Origin of the sequence: Gottfriedia endophytica (assembly GCF_017814275.1) — a bacterium.
In the GTDB taxonomy this organism is placed as follows: Bacteria; Bacillota; Bacilli; order Bacillales; family Bacillaceae_G; genus Gottfriedia; species Gottfriedia endophytica.
Window position 1 is genome coordinate 123,750 of record NZ_JAGIYQ010000002.1, and the last position, 15,803, is coordinate 139,552.

Here is a 15,803-nt window from a genome sequence, read left to right on the forward strand (position 1 = left end):
TCCTACTATTTAAGTAACTTTCTCGCAAATTATATAGTATTTTACTTGAAAAAAATAGGAAGAGAGGCGAAAATAAAGGAAAGATATCCTTAAGTTTCTTTATTTTCATACTGGATGATCATACCTCTCATTAAAGCTCTCTTTTTGATAGCTTTTTATTGAGAGGATTTTAATTGCCATCATTTGAAGAAATAAGATATCTCTTTACTTGTTAAATTATTTAAAGGAGGAAATATATGCAATACAAACTTAAAATTAAAAACATCTTATTCATCCTTCTAGGGGCTGCTATCTTCTCTTTCGGTATTGTTAATTTCAATATGAAAAATAATTTAGCAGAAGGCGGATTTACAGGAATTAACTTGATCTTATACTTTAAATTTCATATTAGTCCCTCAATAACAAACTTAGTTTTTAATATACCACTCTTTTTTATTGGATGGAAATTACTTGGCCGTATCACAATGAGTTATACCATTATCGGTACAGTTGCAGTTTCGTTTTTCATATGGCTATTTGGAGAGTATCCTGTTAACATTGACCTACATAACGATTTAATGTTAGTTGCCTTGTTCGCGGGGGTATTTATTGGGGTTGGACTTGGGATCATTTTTAGATTCGGCGGGACAACAGGAGGCGTAGATATAATAGCTCGATTGGCCAATAAATACGCTGGATGGAGTATGGGGAAAACGATGTTCACATTCGATTTCTGTGTCATTACGCTTTCATTGCTTACATATCTTAACTACAGAGAAGCGATGTATACTTTAGTAGCAGTATTTGTTGGTGCGAAAGTCATCGACATCACTCAAGAAGGTGCATATGCAGCAAAAGGTGCAAATATTATTTCATCAAAAAATGAATTAATTGCTGAACGTATTATGACTGAAATGAATCGTGGTGCTACATTTCTTAAAGGTGTTGGTACATTTACTGGTGATGAACGTGATGTATTATTTTGTGTAGTTCCAAAAAATGAAATCATTCATTTAAAAAATATTATACAAGCTATTGACCCACATGCTTTTGTCGCTGTCACAGATGTACACGACGTACTTGGTGAAGGATTTACTCTAGACGAAAATAAGGCACCAATACATCCGTAGAGAAAAGTGGAAGCGCCTTGTTTACCTTCGACAGACATTGGAGCAAATACAAAAAGAAGTGTGCATTTCACTTCATTTTGTATTTGTGAAATGGCCGAGAAGGTAGGCGCTGGAACTGGACACACGAAATGCGTAGTGTGCTTGGTTAGCTCTGAAAGGCGTTGGAGTAAAAAGCAATTGAATTGCGATTTTTCAATTCAATTGCTTTTTGCGAAACGACCGAAGAGCTAGCACACGTAGCTGGACAGAGAAAAGCGGAAGGGCCTTGTTTACCTTCGACAGACATTGGAGCAAAATAAAAGAAGCCTCAAAACATAGATTATAATATGTTTTGAGGCTTCTTTATATTGTTTGAATAATCATATTGTCTATTCATCACGGTTATTTATTCCTGTATAGATTAGCACAAGTCTTAATAATTCAGCTACTGCAACAGCAGCTGCAGCGACATAAGTTAAAGCAGCTGCATCTAAAACTCGTTTTGCATATACATTTTCCTCAGAAGAAACGATATGTAAATTTTTAATTTGCTTAAGTGCTCTGCTCGAAGCATTAAATTCAACTGGCAAAGTAACAAACTGAAATAATACACCTGCCGATAACAGAATGATTCCAATTAAAAGCATATTACTAGCTGATGTTAATAGTCCAATCATTACGAATATCCATGATAAGTTTGAGCTAAAGCTAGCTACAGGTACTAAAGAATGGCGAAAACGTAAAAATGCATAATCTTGTGAGTCTTGTAATGCATGACCTACTTCATGTGCAGCAACCGCAGTTCCAGACACTGAAGTTCCATAATAATTATCTGTAGATAAACGAACTACCTTTGAACGAGGATCATAATGGTCTGATAAGTAACCTTCAGTTTCAACGACTTGTACTGAAAATAATCCATTATCATCTAATATTTTTCGAGCTACTTCCGCTCCTGTCATACGAGAAGTAGAATCTACTTTTGAATACTTTGCAAATGTCGATTTAACTTTCAATTGTGCTAGAATTGGTACGATTAGGATAATTAAAAAGTAGATTAGATAATTCATTTTTAATGCCTCCATGAAAACGTTTAAAATTTTCTCCTGAAAAAGTGATCCTACTCAATCACTTTTATCTTTTCGTTTCTTTGAACTTTTCTTTTCACCAATATATCTTCTTACTCCTACATAGCATAAAGTTCCTATGATAATTCCGCCAGTCGTAAAAAGTGTCCAAAATGTAGGTGTCAGTATAGTATTAGCATTTTGAGAAAAAATCAATAGCATTTCATCTTTTGTACTATAAAGTTTATCAGAAAATGCAGGTATCGCTTTAGTATTTATACGGTAATCATCTAAATATGATATTAATGAATTTACTTTATTAATTTCTTCGTATGGTAAAGCAACTAAAAGTGCCGGATAAATAATTTCAAATTGATTTAAAAATTGATTTAACTGAATTTGATATTCTTCTACATCTCCTCTTTTAAAGGAAGTAATCATATTATCGAGCGGAGTCATTATCGAATTTTTCAATTCTTTCCACATTGGTTGCATTGTAGTAGTTTCTGCATCTACCAACAATCTAACACCTAAAATGTCACCAATTTTTTGTTGTTGATCTGCTCCATCATTTTTTAAAGACTGCTTTGCATTAACCATTGTTACATCAATTGTTTCTAAATCTTTTGGTGTATGATTTTTAAGAGACCTATTATTTTTCCAATAGGATGAACTAAATTGATCTAATAAATTTGAAGCATGAACATAATCACCATTTTTAGTTAATTCCAAGATTTGATCAAGTAATAAGTTCCCATTAGCTGTATTTTTAGTACTATATGTATTAGCAATCGCTTGAGTTCTATATAAAGTAAATAAAAAGAGAACTACGGTCACAAAAAAAAGCAATTTCTTCATTTTATCCCTCCTTTTAACTATTAAAATCTATGAAAAGGAGGACAAGATTAGAACAATTCTCTTATCTTAAAATGTTTAACTTCAATCTATTTTTCTTTAGTAACAATGAATAACCAAGAAATATAGCAAATACAGATAAATAAAAAGTAAATAATCCGATCCAATCTCTGTATTGGAAAAGCATATAATATGTAGGCATTGTATTAAAGACATAATCAAAAATGACATCTTGTAAAATCACAATAGACGCAACAATTAATTGCCATGCCTTCACTTTAAAGAAAGGTGCGAATAGTATTGCCTCAAAGGCCATTGCTGCATGTGAAAAAATAAGTAAATAAGCTGTTAAGTTTAACTCCTTTTGTATAAACAAAACAAAGCAGTTCATTACAACAGCCCATATACCATATTTTATTAAACTTACAAATGCAAGCGCTTCGATTAATCCATTTTGTTGGTTCATTAAATACCCAAGTAATACAATACAAAGAAAAAGTGATGCAGTCGGGCTATCTGGTACAAAAATACGTAACCAATAAACTGTTTCTTCAATTTGAAATCTATACCAATAATATCCATAGATCGTTCCTAATAAATTTACAATAAATAAAATCCATAAAATTGATTTGAGTCTTAGAAATGCCATTAAATTATTTATCATTATCTAAACCATCCTAAATTTATCTTACCTATTAAATGTTGTTTTGGTTTTCCTTCTGTCTGTCATTCTTACCTCAAAATTACGAATCATACTTCCTTAATAGAAGGGAAACTGTTTTTATTTTAAAGTGTAGATTCATTAGATGGTTTTAGTATAAATAATAAAGGCTGTTTTAGTTTACATTGTTGTTATTTCAGTATATGTAAGTTGATTGGAACGTAGGGATGCTCGCTTTCCTAGGGGCGTGAGCTGAGCCTCCTCGTCGCATACGCTTGTGGGGTCTCAGTCTTCCCGCATCTCCCACAGGAGTCGAGCATCCTTCCGTTCCAATCAACTTCTCTCTTTCTTTTATTTACAAAACCTTAAAACAGCAATCTTTAAAAAAGGACATAAAAAAAGAGTCGAATAAATCGACTCTTTTTCACACATTATTTCTTTGTTGATACTTTCTCAACATATTCAGATAAAGTTTTTAGTTCAGCGTCAGTTCCTTTAAAGACACCAGGAGGCATTTTGCCACCTTTTCCTTCACGAGCGATTTTTGCAACTTCATCAGATTTTAAATTCGCATTTTGTAATGCAGGAGCAGCTGGCCCACCTTGTAAGTTGTCACCATGACAAGTTACACAAGTATTTTTTTGTAATAATTTATAGCCAGGATCTGCTTGATCCAAAGTAGCGAAATTTTGGATTTTACCTTGTTCGTGTTGTTTTTTCCAGTCATGGTGAGCAGCAGCTTCCCATGTTAAATAAACAGTAGCAGCTAAACCACAAAGCATTAAACCAGTTGGAATAATACGCTTAGATGGCTTACGCTCAGGACCACGATCTAAGAATGGTGCTAAAAGAAGTCCACCAAATGCTAAACCTGGAATAACGAATGCACCAATTGTATTATAAGGCCCGGATGCGTATGAATATTTAAGTAATTGATACAAGAATAAGAAATACCAGTCAGGTAGTGGCGTATAGCCCGTATCTGTTGGATCCGCTAATTTTTCTAGCGGTGATGGATGAGCAATTGTTAAACATAAATAACCAATTAAGAATACAGCACCTACCATCCATTCTTTTAACAAGAAATTTGGCCAGAATGCTTCTGTTTTACCAGGATATTCAGAATAATCTTTCGGAATATTCGGTTTACGATCTACATGGACACGTGAGTCACCTACGAATTTCATTCCCTTACCGCGATGCATGTTCTCCCTCCTTTATTACAAAACGTCTACTGATCTTCTCACTATTAATAAAGGATTTATTATAGTGGACCAGAAATCCCTTGTTTACGAATAATTAAGAAATGCGTTCCCATTAATGCAAGTAAAACTCCTGGTAAGAAGAATACATGAATTGCAAAGAAACGAGTTAATGTTTGAGCTCCAATGATATCTGGGCTACCAGCAATTAGAGTCTTTACTGCATTACCAATTAAAGGTGTTTGTTCTGCGATATTTAATCCTACTTTTGTAGCAAATAGCGCTTTCATATCCCAAGGCAATAAATATCCTGTGAATCCTAAACCTAGCATAACGAAGAAAATTAATACTCCAACAATCCAGTTTAATTCACGAGGTTTTTTATATGCTCCTTGGAAGAATACACGTAGCGTATGTAAAAACATCATAACAATAACTAAACTTGCTCCCCAATGGTGCATTCCTCGAACAATTTGTCCGTAAGCAACATTGTTTTGTAAATAATAAACAGATTCCCATGCATTTTTAATATCTGGTACATAATACATTGTTAAAAACATACCAGATAAAATTTGAATAACAGTTACGAAGAAAGTTAATCCTCCGAAGCAATATACGAATGCTGAAAAATGATGCGCTGGGTTAACGTGTTCAGGTACCTCGTGATCAGCGATATCTCTCCAAAGAGGAGTAATGTCTAATCGCTCATCTACCCAATCGTAAATTTTATTAAGCACGATTACTTACCTCCTTGTGGTAACGCTTTACCAAGATAGAATGAATCACCTTTCACTTTTACTTGATACATATCAAGTGGTGCTAATGGTGGTGTACCAGCAATGTTTTTGCCGTTCTTCTCATAACGACCGCCGTGGCATGGACAATGGAACTGATTTGGAAACTGTTTGTCATCATTCCAGTTTACGGTACAGCCAAGATGCTTACAAACTGGTGATAAAGCGATAATTTCTCCTTTATCGTTTTTATACACCCAAGCTTGAAATGGTGCATCAGATTCAACCCAACCGTCAACTTGATGAACTTTAAAGTCAAAACGTTTTGGTTCATTCGTTAAATCTTTTACTAAGCCTACTGATACCATCGAGCCAGCTGCTTCTTTTTTCAAAACCGGATCAATAGCAAAGCGAGCTAGTGGCATGACAATCCCCGCTGCCATGAATCCACCAACACCAGTTAATGTGTAGTTCAAAAATTGGCGTCTTGAAACTTTTCCACTCATGAAAATTCCCCCCTCTATCATAAGTTCTCCAGTAAGGACAATCTATTATTTATTAAACTAGGACACTTTCATAATATAATAACAATTTTAGTAGGTCAATATCATCCTAGTAATAATCATCTGAATTATTCACATTTTCTTTCAACTACCATTTTTTTGAAAAAATAGTAATTAAATGTTCAATATGTTTTGATACAATTGTTTTTTGAGTCGTCATATCAAATGACGCTAAATCTAGCGATGGGATCCACATAATATTATCTGTAAAATCAGTTTCTAAACCTTCCCATTCAAAATCACATGTCACAAAAAATATATTTTTCATCCCATTTTCTCTAAACATATTTCCCCACTCATTTAATCGGTTTACTTTATTTGATTCATCTATTAAATAGGAAAATGGAGGTGTTACGATCACTCTACCTCTATACTGTCTCTCTAGCTCATTTAGTAAAATACCAAGATCCTCTACTTGATTTGCTAATTTTACGTCATGCTCATTAAAAGAAATTGGTGTTAGTGGTACTAAAACAGTATCAATAAATTCTTTATTTTCAATTACTTGTTTTAAATCTTTCTCTATCCATATCATCGTGTTATCCTACCTTCTTTTAAAGAGTTTTAAGCTATTAATTTATGAAAATTCCGTGAACATTACCCATTATTAATTAAAACATATAACGCTATTTTACGAAAGTAAGAGATTTACTATTTCATCTAATCAGTTAATTTAGGCGAAGGCTGGTTTCGTATACATTGTTGCTATTTTAGAATGCGTTAGTTGATTACAACTCCAGGATGCTCCCTTTCCGTGGGGCCTGAGCTGAGCCTCCTCGTCACTAATGCTCCTGCAGGGTCTTAGCCTTCCCGCTATTCCCACAGGAGTCTCGCACCTTCCGCTGTATTCAACTTCTGTCTTTAAAATTAATCATCTCAAAAACAACAATCTTTTAGAAAAGAGTCCCCCATGCTAATATAAAATTCTCACCATGGCACATGAAAATAAGGAATTCATCCTATAATGATTATCTTTTAAAATGTTATTTTCAGGGTAGCCTAGGCAAAATAAAAAAGTCTCTATCGGTAGAGACTCTTTTCATGATAAAAATTATTAGGATAAATATTTCAATTCATTCGACAATCTATGGAATGCTTCTGCATCTTGCCGATCTAAAGCATCATCGATTAATTTCATTAATCGATTTCGCTGAAATGTTAAAACTGAATCATTTAAAAGTTTTTCTGCAAATATCCGATCTTTTTCATTACTTTCGACGTTTTTAGGAAGGTGAGGGTTTTCTTCCAAAACTGAAACAAACATTGGATACTGGAAAGAAGATTTAAAATTAAGCTGGATGTAAATATCCTCATCACGATTTAAGCGAATATCATGAAATGACTTTTCAGCATCTGTTGTCATGACATTTTGTTTATAAAAATGAAATGGTACTTCCTTTACACAATTTGTAGACATTACTAATCCTCTTGGACAATATTTTGCTTGCTCTACAAAATGTACTTTTTTCATCAAATAGTCATGACTCATTAAATAATTTAATATCCAAACGCATTCCCTTTGTTTAAGCTGAAAATTGCTAAGAAACCATTTTACAAAGTCTTTTTTTTCGTTCACAGATACAGGGGTTGCCATTTCATTTTCCCTCCTCTGTTCTTTTTTCAAATCCCCATTTCTGAACCAAGAAAATTATTCAAGGTCATTTAAACGATCAAGACGTTCAATAACATCTTCCATCAATAAATCATCTGTTGTTAATTTTTGATAAACTTCTTTTGCTTCTTTATGAAGTCCTTCTTCGTATAAGAAATCACCATATTCTTTTAAAAACGTCATTTCTTGGTTAAAGTCATTATATGCAGTTCGGTAGTAATTTAATGCCTCATCGTACTTCTCTATTTGATTATATGCTTTTGCAAGATCCCAATTGAATTGTGGATCAAATGCTCCATGTTTCATTGCTAAAGATATTGTATCAATAACAGCTTCAAACTCTTCTTCTTCAAAATAGATTCCAACTAGTAATTGTACTCCTTCTATTAATGAAGGATCATACGTTAGAGCTTCTCCAAGATGTTTCTTACATTCTTCATGATATTTGAGTTTACGTGCTATTTTTGCTGCTGCTAATTGACAATCTACATTTGTCTCATCCACTTTAATTGCTTTTTGTAGCGTTTCGTAACTATCAGTTATTTGACCTTCCATTTCGAAAGCTTTACTTAACCATAAATAAGCAACAATATATTCTTCATCAAGGAAAATCGCTTCCTCTAGGATAGGGATAGCCGCATTATATCTCTCCGCTTGAAACAAAGTAATTCCATAGCCCAATAATGTATGGAAATCTTTTGATTCTTCAATACCACTTTCATAGTATGGAATTGCTTCATCCCATTCTCCTTCAGCACTTAAACATTCGGCTAAACGTAATTTCTTATTAACTCCTTTTAAATCAATGTCTTTAGAAGTTAATTCTTTATAATATGAAATTGCTTTACTATACTCGTATTTACTGAAATAATACTCTCCAAGAGCGAAATCGATAACTGGTTCATCAGGAAGCATTCTTTTTGCTTCTAGTAGCTTACTTTCTGCTACTTCATCTAAGCCTTGCACTTGATAGATATCAGCCATTAATAATAATGCTTGTACCCTAAAATCGCTTTCAGGCTTAATTGTTAATAATAAATTTAAGGCTTCATCCTCTTCGTCTAAATCAATTAACAATTCACTTAATATAATTTTCAATTCTTCATCTTCATCATATAAATAGTATAAATCTTCAATAATATTTTTTGCTTCTTCAACTAAACCTAGAGATTGAAAAATAAGTGCAATTTCATATTTCTCTTCATCATTCGCATTTTTTAAAAATGATTGTAGCTTTGATAATCCTTCTTCAGTTAGTCCATTTTCAATTAATTGAATCGCTTCATTTACTATACTCATATGTAATACCTCTACCTTTTTATTTCTGCATCTAATCATTAAACACTTCATATATTCTCATACGACGCCAAAATATTATTATACCATTAAAATGAACTGAACTAGTCATTTTGAGGTGTGTCAATTTAACGACATTTAATGATTAGACATTACAATATTGTAAACCTAAACTAGTTTAATTGATTATACATATTATAATTTCTTCCATTTCTTCAAATATCCCTTTATTTTACAGAGAAAACTTATCGACCATTTATTTACTTTTTGATCTAAAACAGTGTCAAATAATAGATTTTTAAGTAAGGCTGTTTTCGTAAACTTTGTTGCTATTTAAGAGTGAGATAGTTGATTTCCGCTCCAGGACGCTGGCTTCAATCAACTTTTTTATTAATATTTACCTTTGTAAAAACAACAATCTTTTAGAAAATATCCTTAAGTAATTTACAATTCTTTTTCGTTTCGGAAAAGGTCTAAAAAATTGTTTAGTAAAGTATGTATCTTTTCTTGTTTAATTTCATGTAGTTCAGCTTGACCAAATTTCTTAAGAAGAATAAAGCGGATTGAATTGCCTATATTTTTTTTATCATGCTTCATTAACTTGATTACTTCTGCACTATCAATATTTGTAAATAATGGGAATCCTAGTTGGTTGTACCATTTTCTTATTTCATCAAAATGCAAATCTACACCAAATAAGTTTTCACTAACATATAAAGCAAACAAAGTTCCAAATGCAACTCCATCACCATGAGATATGACAGAATACCCTAAATGTGCCTCTAATGCATGTCCTAATGTATGTCCTAAATTTAAAAATGCACGAATCCCTTTTTCCTTTTCATCTGTTGAAACTATGTTATTTTTTATTTGCACTCCCATTTTGAGAATTTGCTTTAGAATATTCCGTTCTAGATCTGTAATTTGTTTTACATGCTCCATTAACCAATTTACTTCTTCTTTTGAAGATAACATAGCTTCCTTACTAATTTCTGCAAATCCAGAACGCATTTCAGATAAAGGTAGTGTTTCTAAAAAATTTAAATGATAAAGTACATGCTCTGGTTGATAGAAAGCGCCTACTACATTCTTTCCTAATGGAAGATTAATCGCTACTTTCCCACCTACTGCACTATCATGAGCTAATAAGGTCGTTGGTACTTGAATAAAACGAATACCCCTCATATAAGTCGCTGCTACAAAACCTGCTAAATCTCCTACGACTCCCCCGCCCAATGCGATAATTAAGCTATTACGATCCAACTGTGAAGATAAAGCAAATGATGAGCATTTTTCAAACATCATCATACTCTTACTTTGTTCTCCACTTGGAATAACGAAATCAAGCACATCAAATTGATCAGTTAATTTTGACTTCACTTCATCTAAATAATTAACGGCAACATTCGTATCCGTTATTATTAATATTTTCGTAATTTTAGGTGAAAGGCTATTTATTATTTGAGGAAGTGTATGGAGAATATCATAACCAATTGTAATGAAATAACTTTTTGATTTTGTATTTATTTGTAATTCACAAATCTGTTCCATGCATTTCCCTCTTTTTTATTTTGGCTGTTTTCGTATACATTGTTGCTATTTTAAAATGCGTTAGTTTATTACAATTCCAGGTTGCTCCCTTTCCGTGGGGCGTGAGCTGAGCCTCCTCGGCAAGCCTGCGGGGTCTCAGCCTTCCCGCTATTCCCACAGGAGTCTCGCACCTTCCATTGTAATAAACTTTCGTCTTTAAAATTAATAATCTCAAAAACAACAATCTTTTAGATATGAGCCTTTATTATTTTATTTCATATTCTCACAAGCTAATCCTGTAATAAATAGGATATTTTTTACTACTATACCATAATCTTTTACTTTATTAAAAAAGTACGTCATAGAACTGTGTTAGTTACCAAGTTAAACATATCTTAAAAAGCTATTTATTATAAGGTTATTGTCTTTAATAAGATTTTGTTAAAGCAAATTGTTGATTGGAAGTTGAGTGAAACGGAAATCAACTTATGACATTTTTATATAGGCTCTTTTTTAAAGATTTTTGTTTTTAGGTTTTATAAAAAGACAGAAGTTGATTGGAACGGAAGGGTGCTCGACTCCTGTGGGAGATGCGGGAAGGCTGAGACCCCGCAGGAGCGATAGCGACGAGGAGGCTCAGCTCACGCCCCAAGGAAAGCGAGCATCCTGGAGTGGAAATCAACTAACACATACTAAAAAAAGGAACAATGTATACGAAAATAGACTTATTAAAAGATAACCTTCTACGGAGCCTTTTCTTCTATGTTTAATTAAAACACTAACCTATAAATTTTGACAAAAAAAAAGACCTTATAATGTTAGGTCTTTTAAGCATTTTTTATATAGAAGAATGTTTCTTCTGAATTAAAATTATATCTATTCGGTTGGAATATTTGCTCTGTACTTCCTACGAATAGAACTCCATTATTTTTTAAAGAACCCGAAAACTGAGTGTATATTTTATCTTTTGCATCCTCTGTAAAATAGATTAATACATTTCTACAAACAATTAAATCTACTTGACTCTCATATGGATCTAATAATAGATTGTGTTTTTTAAATGTAATTACTTTTTTTAGTTGATCCGATACACAATAATTTTCTCCTTCTTTAACAAAATACTTCGTTAATAAATCCTTAGGAATACCAGTAATTGATTTCTCATGATATACACCAATTTTAGCTTTTGCTAAAACATTTTCATCTAAATCAGTTGCAATGATTTCAAATTTTGAGGGAGTTAAGTGTTTTAATAGCATCATTGCTAATGTATATGGTTCTTCTCCTGTTGAACAAGCAGCGCTCCATATTTTTAATTTAGATGAGTTTTTAATTAATTTTGGTAGTATTTCTTTTTCTAATACATCCCATCGATTTGTATTACGAAAAAACTCAGATACGTTTATCGTCATACGATCTAGAAATTCGTAATATAACTGTTTATCTTGATCAATCCCTTTAAAAAATTCAGAAAAAGAATTAAATCCTTTTTTTTCATACATGGATTTTAATCTTCTTTTCATTTGTGATTCTTTATATTTGGAAAGATCAATCCCAGATTTTTTTTTCATTTGTTGAATAAATTCAATATATCCATCCATAACTAAACTCCATTCGATATGTATATAAAGTGAAACTTCTATCAAGGGGATTAACTGCCCGTTAATGTTTGATAATAAATATAAATCTACTCAAAAAAACCAGCATTTTCTGCTGGTTCTTTTATGATCATCTAAGGATTAATAAACCCACTCTTTAATTAATTTTGAGTATTCTACTAGCTCATTTTCTTTAAAGAAAATACCGATTTCACGCTCTGCACTTTCAGGTGAATCAGAACCATGAATGATATTTTTACCAACAGTTGCAGCAAATTCTCCACGGATTGTACCAGGTGCAGAATCTTTTGGATTAGTAGCACCCATCATTTGACGAGCTGTAGCGATTACATTTTCACCTTCCCAAACCATTGCAAAAACAGGGCTTGATGTAATGAAATCTACTAACTCTCCAAAGAAAGGACGCTCTTTATGCTCTCCGTAATGTAATTCAGCAGTTTCTTTACTAACTTGCATTAATTTAGCTCCAACTAATTGAAAGCCTTTTTTCTCAAAACGTGAAACAATTTCCCCAATTAAATTACGTTGTACGCCATCAGGCTTAACCATTAAGTATGTTCTTTCCATTTCTGTTCTACCCCTTTGAAATAAGTATGTATACAAAGTACAGTTGAATAGTAACATTATTCAACGAATTTATCAATAGTTTATAAGATTCTTACTATCAGTAAATTGGTATCGCTTACTTTTCGATCTATGCAAACGGTAAGTTGATGGGATTATTAAGGAAAGTAAGAGTACAAGATATATGATCAAATAACACTTAAAGTAAAAACGCAAGAATGCTGTTAAATCAACATTTTTGCGTTTTGTTTTATTAATTTTGTGCTTGAAGTCTACCTTTTGGGACAGCCCCTTTTTCTAAATATTTCGCGATTTGCACATACATGTTTGAATAAGTTGCTTTAACCTCACTGCTCGGCTCAGCATTTGAGGAAAAATGTACAATCACCATATTTGCTTTTGGGTCTATATAGAGGTATTGGCCATAACTTCCTAACACTTCAAAGGCGCCTTCTTCGTTATGAGGGATCCACCATTGATTATGATAAGACATGGATGCGCCTTGTCTGATTGCCAATTCTCCTTCTTGTACGCTTTTTACATTCTTTGAAATAGAGGAAGGTAGAATTTGCACTCCATTGTAGCGACCGTTATTTAAAATCAATTGACCAAATCTGGCAATATCTCTTGCAGTCGCATTTAAACCAGCACTTGCTTGTTCAACTCCTGATTCATCTGTAACATAATACCCATTTTCTTCCATACCTATTTTGGACCAAATTCTCTCACTTACATTTTCGGTTAACGATTTTCCAGTGACTGTCCGTATAATCCACCCGAGTGTTTCAGATGAACCGTTATTATAAGAAAACTCAGTTCCAGGTGATGCTGTTTCTTTTGCCTCTTGTAGCATATCATAAATTTTCATTGGACCATCATAGTTTTTACCACGAGGAAGAATATTGCTGGCTAAATATAATTGAGCATCTTGATTTTCCAATCCTTTCTGCATATATCCATGTGTAGGGTATTCAGCAGAAACCTGCATGTCCATTAATTGTTGAATTGTTGCTTTTCCAAATGGAGTGTTTCGTAATTCTTTGACATATGTTTCAGCAGTCTTATTCACATTGATAAGTCCTTCTTCGGCTAATGTTTGTACAAGTGCACCAGTAAAAACTTTTGTTAAAGAGGCCATTCCGTGCTGCTCATTTTGTTTAAAGCCATTGAAATAATGCTCGTAAACAAGTTTTCCGTTATGTATAACAACAAATGCATCTGTTTTATTCTCATCTAATAGTTTCTTTAAAGGAGTATTTCCTCCATTTTCTTTATTAACAGAAAAATTATCTAAGTTTTGTAATGCAGTAGGGAATGTTGCTACTTGCATAGGATTGTTTTTCACTTCGCTTGTTAACGCTAGTTCTTTCATATGTGAATATGACCAACGTAAGTAGGGAGATTGTAACCAATTCTCTTTTGTCACGTTCTCTTTAGAAGGAGTGACTTTGATTTGTTTAAAAAATGCAAATCCAAGCCCTGTTACGAGAAACAATAATGTAAGTATGAGTAATAAAAGAGGAGATTTTTTCAAGTTCTTATATACCTCCTTGTTAATTCTATATACATACCATCATATCCTTTCTATTTGTTACCCCTTATTAAGCTATCCTAACCGTTTACTTAATATAACTTCAACAAAAAAAGCGTTAATCCTTCTTCGATTAACACCCCCACTAGCTCCCTATACCATACTAATCGCTCACACAAACGCCTTTCGGAGATAACCGGGTTGTCTCCGCTTTTCGTTCTGTCTAGTTTCAGCAACCATCCCCTCGGCCGTTTCACAAAACCAAAGTGATGTGAAAACCGCACTGCTCTTTGGTTTTGCTCCAATCCCTATCAGAGCTAAACAAGTCTGCTACACTTTTCTAACTGTCTAGCTCCGACAACCATCTCCTCGGCCGTTTCACACCAACCAATTGAAGTGAAAACCACACTTCATTTGGTTGGTGCTCCAACGTCTGTCGGAGATAAACGGGTTGTCTCCGCTTTTCGTTAAAAAACTGTACTTCAATTTTAAAGTACAGTTAGCTTTTTCTTTTTCCGATATTTTTTGCAATGGTAATTAGCATTGACTTTGCTTCACCTTTTGGTAAATCTTTAATGCTAGAAAGTGCTTTGTCTAAATATCGATCACTGATATCTCGCGCTCGGTCAATTGAGCCGCTCTTTTTAATGTCTTCAATTAAACTTTTCATGTATTCAACAGATGTATTTTCATTCACTTTGATGATTTTCTCGTGTAAAGTAGGGTTTTCCATTGCGAATAAAACTGGTAACGTTATATTCCCTTGTAATAGGTCACTACCTGCAGGTTTTCCTAATTCCTTATCGGAAGATGTAAAATCTAAAATATCATCCATAATTTGGTATGACATCCCTAAATAATATCCATATTTTTTTAAAACAGTTTGAAATTTTAATTCAGCTCCAGAGGCAATTGCTCCGATTTCACAACTAGCTGAAATTAGTAGTGCAGTTTTCCTTTTAATTCGTCTTAGATAACATCGTAAATTTTGTTTAAAATTGTATTTATCTTTTATTTGTTCAATTTCCCCAAGACATACTTCTAAAATTGTATCAGCTAACCTTTGATGTGCTTTTGACTCTTCAATTTCAGACATGCTTTCTAGCGCTCTTGCAAATAAAAAATCGCCTGCATACATTGCAATCTTATTACCATGTTCTTCATTGATTGTTTCTTTACCACGTCTTAATTTCGCTTCATCAATTACATCATCATGAACTAAAGATGCCATATGGATTAATTCTAATGTTGCTGCTACATTTTTAATTGATTGCAATTGATACTTTCCAAATTTAGCACCTAGTATGACAAATACTGGTCTAAATCGCTTTCCACCAGCCTCTAAAAGCTTCAGTGAAGCTGCGTGTAAGATAGGCTGCTCTGTGGTTACTAATTGTCTTAATGTATGCTCAATCGCATCCATATCTTTCTTTAAGTAGGAGTATTTCCATTTAACTTTCATTCCGTTCACCTATTATATA

Annotated in this window: 15 protein-coding genes; 1 reads left to right on the forward strand and 14 read right to left on the reverse strand. The window is 33.1% G+C overall.

Annotated features, from left to right (window positions below; all coding sequences use genetic code 11):
• The first annotated feature begins 236 nt into the window (after window positions 1-236).
• The gene (locus J5Y03_RS03245; RefSeq protein WP_209402482.1) at window positions 237-1,109 is read left to right on the forward strand and encodes a YitT family protein; all 873 of its coding nucleotides are present in this window, start codon (window positions 237-239) and stop codon (window positions 1,107-1,109) included.
• A 368-nt stretch (window positions 1,110-1,477) separates the two neighbouring features.
• Here the strand turns inward: J5Y03_RS03245 and J5Y03_RS03250 are convergent, their stop codons facing one another.
• The 14 genes from J5Y03_RS03250 to hepT all read right to left on the reverse strand — a co-directional run bounded on the left by J5Y03_RS03250 (window position 1,478) and on the right by hepT (window position 15,784).
• A complete protein-coding gene (locus J5Y03_RS03250) occupies window positions 1,478-2,158 on the reverse strand; it encodes a zinc metallopeptidase (protein WP_209402484.1) in 681 nt (226 codons plus the stop codon).
• A 54-nt stretch (window positions 2,159-2,212) separates the two neighbouring features.
• Window positions 2,213-3,013 (reverse strand): sporulation protein YpjB, encoded by an 801-nt coding sequence (locus J5Y03_RS03255; protein ID WP_209402486.1) that lies wholly within the window; start codon window positions 3,011-3,013, stop codon window positions 2,213-2,215.
• 61 nt (window positions 3,014-3,074) lie between these two features.
• Entirely contained in the window at window positions 3,075-3,674 is a 600-nt protein-coding gene (locus tag J5Y03_RS03260; protein WP_245208718.1) for a DUF1405 domain-containing protein, read from the reverse strand.
• A 428-nt stretch (window positions 3,675-4,102) separates the two neighbouring features.
• A complete protein-coding gene (locus J5Y03_RS03265) occupies window positions 4,103-4,876 on the reverse strand; it encodes a menaquinol-cytochrome c reductase cytochrome b/c subunit (protein ID WP_209402488.1) in 774 nt (257 codons plus the stop codon).
• Between the two features lie 59 nt (window positions 4,877-4,935).
• Window positions 4,936-5,610 (reverse strand): menaquinol-cytochrome c reductase cytochrome b subunit, encoded by a 675-nt coding sequence (qcrB, locus tag J5Y03_RS03270; protein ID WP_209402491.1) that lies wholly within the window; start codon window positions 5,608-5,610, stop codon window positions 4,936-4,938.
• Window positions 5,611-5,612: 2 nt separating this feature from the next.
• Window positions 5,613-6,113 carry a QcrA and Rieske domain-containing protein gene (locus J5Y03_RS03275; protein ID WP_209402493.1) on the reverse strand — a complete coding sequence of 167 codons (501 nt, stop codon included), beginning with the start codon at window positions 6,111-6,113 and terminating at the stop codon, window positions 5,613-5,615.
• Window positions 6,114-6,258: 145 nt separating this feature from the next.
• Window positions 6,259-6,705, reverse strand: a complete 447-nt coding sequence (locus J5Y03_RS03280) for a DUF2487 family protein (protein ID WP_209402495.1) — start codon at window positions 6,703-6,705, stop codon at window positions 6,259-6,261.
• A 519-nt stretch (window positions 6,706-7,224) separates the two neighbouring features.
• A complete protein-coding gene (locus J5Y03_RS03285; protein WP_209402497.1) occupies window positions 7,225-7,764 on the reverse strand; it encodes a ReoY family proteolytic degradation factor in 540 nt (179 codons plus the stop codon).
• A 54-nt stretch (window positions 7,765-7,818) separates the two neighbouring features.
• A complete protein-coding gene (locus tag J5Y03_RS03290) occupies window positions 7,819-9,081 on the reverse strand; it encodes a tetratricopeptide repeat protein (RefSeq protein ID WP_209402499.1) in 1,263 nt (420 codons plus the stop codon).
• A gap of 441 nt (window positions 9,082-9,522) precedes the next feature.
• The gene (aroB, locus tag J5Y03_RS03295) at window positions 9,523-10,629 is read right to left on the reverse strand and encodes a 3-dehydroquinate synthase (protein WP_245208719.1); all 1,107 of its coding nucleotides are present in this window, start codon (window positions 10,627-10,629) and stop codon (window positions 9,523-9,525) included.
• A gap of 806 nt (window positions 10,630-11,435) precedes the next feature.
• On the reverse strand, window positions 11,436-12,209 hold the full coding sequence (locus tag J5Y03_RS03300) for a CheR family methyltransferase (RefSeq protein WP_209402501.1): 774 nt from the start codon (window positions 12,207-12,209) through the stop codon (window positions 11,436-11,438).
• A 138-nt stretch (window positions 12,210-12,347) separates the two neighbouring features.
• A complete protein-coding gene (gene ndk / locus J5Y03_RS03305) occupies window positions 12,348-12,794 on the reverse strand; it encodes a nucleoside-diphosphate kinase (protein WP_209402503.1) in 447 nt (148 codons plus the stop codon).
• A gap of 250 nt (window positions 12,795-13,044) precedes the next feature.
• Window positions 13,045-14,349: a serine hydrolase domain-containing protein gene (locus J5Y03_RS03310; protein ID WP_209403122.1), complete on the reverse strand. Its 1,305-nt coding sequence runs from the start codon at window positions 14,347-14,349 to the stop codon at window positions 13,045-13,047.
• Between the two features lie 472 nt (window positions 14,350-14,821).
• A complete protein-coding gene (gene hepT, locus J5Y03_RS03315; RefSeq protein ID WP_209402505.1) occupies window positions 14,822-15,784 on the reverse strand; it encodes a heptaprenyl diphosphate synthase component II in 963 nt (320 codons plus the stop codon).
• Window positions 15,785-15,803: the final 19 nt, after the last annotated feature.